Genomic DNA, 2,001 nt, shown 5'->3' with positions numbered 1-2,001 from the left:
CCCAAGCCAGCGTAAACGGGTACGCCCGATTCGAGTTCGATCAAGCGCGCTCTGGACGGTGTCAGCGCTCCGCAATCGATGGCRTCGTACATGCGTCCGAGAAGCCGGGCCATTGATGCCAAGTCGCGCCGCATCGATTCTTCCGTCTCGACGAAGCGGAGTTCGGAAACCCGAGCATCCAGCTCTTGCGCGGCGCGTTTGAGGTCCGAAGTTTCCTGACCAGTGACCGTCACCAGCAATGCCAGATTCTTGCCGCTCAGCACCTTACCTAGTGCCCTCACGTGCGCAAGTGCCCTYAGGCGACGAGCTGCTTCTATGATCGTGAAGATCGTTCCGGCGGCCAACGGCTGATCTGGAGACGAATACCACGCGCGAGGGAAAGGATCGGATTTCACCACAGTGACGGTACGTGCAGCGCTGGGGCTGGCCTTGATTTGGAACAAGAACGGGTCGCGTCTATTCGTATTTGTTCGTCTCCAAATGGTCGGCGGCCGCGGCGACAGCGACCTGTGGCATCCCGGCGGCGTTCCTGACGGTACCGATAGTAATCGCCTGATACGCGATCGAAGACGACTGGCTCCTGCGCTGGGTGTTTCTGGTTGGGCTGGGCGCGGCAATGCTCGGCTTCTTGGGCTGATGTCCCCGCAGATGCGGGGCCCGCCGGATCGCGCACAGGTGCGCGCCTGTTGCGAGGCTGCAGCCAGCGAAACGATCTCGCAGTTCCACTCCTGCAGCACCCACGCGTTCTCCCATCGCTCAAGCCCGATGAATCGGAGCTCGGTTCCAAACGACGACACCACCTTCGGGTCGTATAGGCTGGGTCCGCCCTCCAGGCCACCCAGGAACAGGGTGACGACCGCGCGATCATCTACTCCCCTTGCGCCCGCTCAGCAGCGTGCCTTCGTAGACCCGCGCCTGCTCGTTCCAATGCAGCAGCCTGCCGCCGACTCGCCGTGTCGAAACGCTGACTTTCATACTGGATGAGCATCAGTAGCGGGAGAGGCAGAATGCGCAAATGTGCAATCGCTACGAGACTCCCGACGAGCGCGAGGTGGAGCGCTTCTGGCACGTCGGCCGACCGAATCAGCCGGAGTTTTGGCCGCGGAGCGTGTTCCCTCGATCGCCTGGCCCGTTCATCCGCCGCGCGCGCGACGACGCCGGCTACTCGCGCGAGCTCGTCATCGGGCAGTGGGGCCTTATCCCGTGGTTTGCGAAGGAGCCGAAACTCAAGTTCTCGACCAACAACGCCCGTTCGGAAGAGCTGGCGGCCAAGGCCACCTACAAGCACCCGTGGGCGCAAGGCCAGCGCTGCATCATCCCGGCCGCCAGATTCGACGAGCCGAACTGGGAGAGCGGGAAGAACGTCTGGTGGCAGTTCCGGCGCGCGGACGGGGCGCCGTGGGGCCTGGCCGGGCTCTGGAACGTCTGGAGGGACAAGACGACAGGGGAACAGGTCGAGTCGTACACGATGCTCACGCTGAACGCCGACGCGCATCCGTTGTGGAAACGCATGCACAAGCCCGATCCGAAGCTGGCGGCCGACAAACAGGACAAGCGCAGCGTCATCGCGATCGAGCTGGCCGACGTCGACCAGTGGCTCACAGGCACGATCGAGGAGGCGAAGAGCTTGCTGAGACTCAGCCCTGTTGAGATCTTCGTGGCGGGACCGATCATCGCACCGGGGACCCTGATCGAAGAGCTGGGGCAGGGCGCGCCCTAGTGCTCCGGCCGCTTGCGCGGGGCGGCCACGCGCGGCGCGCGCTTGATCGCCTTGCTCGTGCGGCCCTTGACCGAGTCGATGAGGCGCTGCGTAGCGTCCTTGAAGGGCGGGTCGGTGCCCAGCTTCGGCGGCGGCGTCCTGGTGGTCATTTCTTGCGCAGGTGCTCGCGCACCTTGTCGGCCGAGTGGCCCACCGCGGCCACCGCCTGGCGCAGTTCCTCCTCGGTGACGCCGAGCGACTCGGTCCAGCTGCGGATTTCGTGCTCCTCGGTGAGCGAGATG

Annotated in this window: 3 protein-coding genes and 1 pseudogene; 1 reads left to right on the top strand and 3 read right to left on the bottom strand. The window is 64.6% G+C overall.

The window, feature by feature from the left end; translation table 11 throughout:
- Positions 1-443 (bottom strand): annotated as a pseudogene (locus tag AC1DNF_RS35515) (hypothetical protein); the annotation flags it as partial.
- Positions 444-1,015: 572 nt separating this feature from the next.
- On the opposite strand from AC1DNF_RS35515, the gene AC1DNF_RS35510 reads away from it, so the two are divergent.
- On the top strand, positions 1,016-1,720 hold the full coding sequence (locus AC1DNF_RS35510; protein WP_478153601.1) for an SOS response-associated peptidase: 705 nt from the start codon (positions 1,016-1,018) through the stop codon (positions 1,718-1,720).
- Here the strand turns inward: AC1DNF_RS35510 and AC1DNF_RS35505 are convergent.
- Both AC1DNF_RS35505 and AC1DNF_RS35500 read right to left on the bottom strand, forming a co-directional pair.
- On the bottom strand, positions 1,717-1,869 hold the full coding sequence (locus tag AC1DNF_RS35505; RefSeq protein WP_477925237.1) for a hypothetical protein: 153 nt from the start codon (positions 1,867-1,869) through the stop codon (positions 1,717-1,719). The genes AC1DNF_RS35510 and AC1DNF_RS35505 overlap by 4 nt on opposite strands.
- Positions 1,866-2,000, bottom strand: a complete 135-nt coding sequence (locus tag AC1DNF_RS35500; protein WP_478153603.1) for a DUF3606 domain-containing protein — start codon at positions 1,998-2,000, stop codon at positions 1,866-1,868. The genes AC1DNF_RS35505 and AC1DNF_RS35500 overlap by 4 nt, the downstream gene beginning before the upstream one ends.
- Between the last annotated feature and the right edge of the window lies 1 nt (position 2,001).

Source organism: Variovorax sp. 01T432, assembly GCF_056398605.1.
This window is presented reverse-complemented; position numbering and strand designations above follow the sequence as displayed.

Bases quoted from the DNA above. Each gene is read 5' to 3' on its own strand.
- AC1DNF_RS35510 (WP_478153601.1), top strand. From the start codon at position 1,016: ATGTGCAATCGCTACGAGACTCCCGACGAGCGCGAGGTGGAGCGCTTC.
- AC1DNF_RS35505 (WP_477925237.1), bottom strand. From the start codon at position 1,869: ATGACCACCAGGACGCCGCCGCCGAAGCTGGGCACCGACCCGCCCTTC.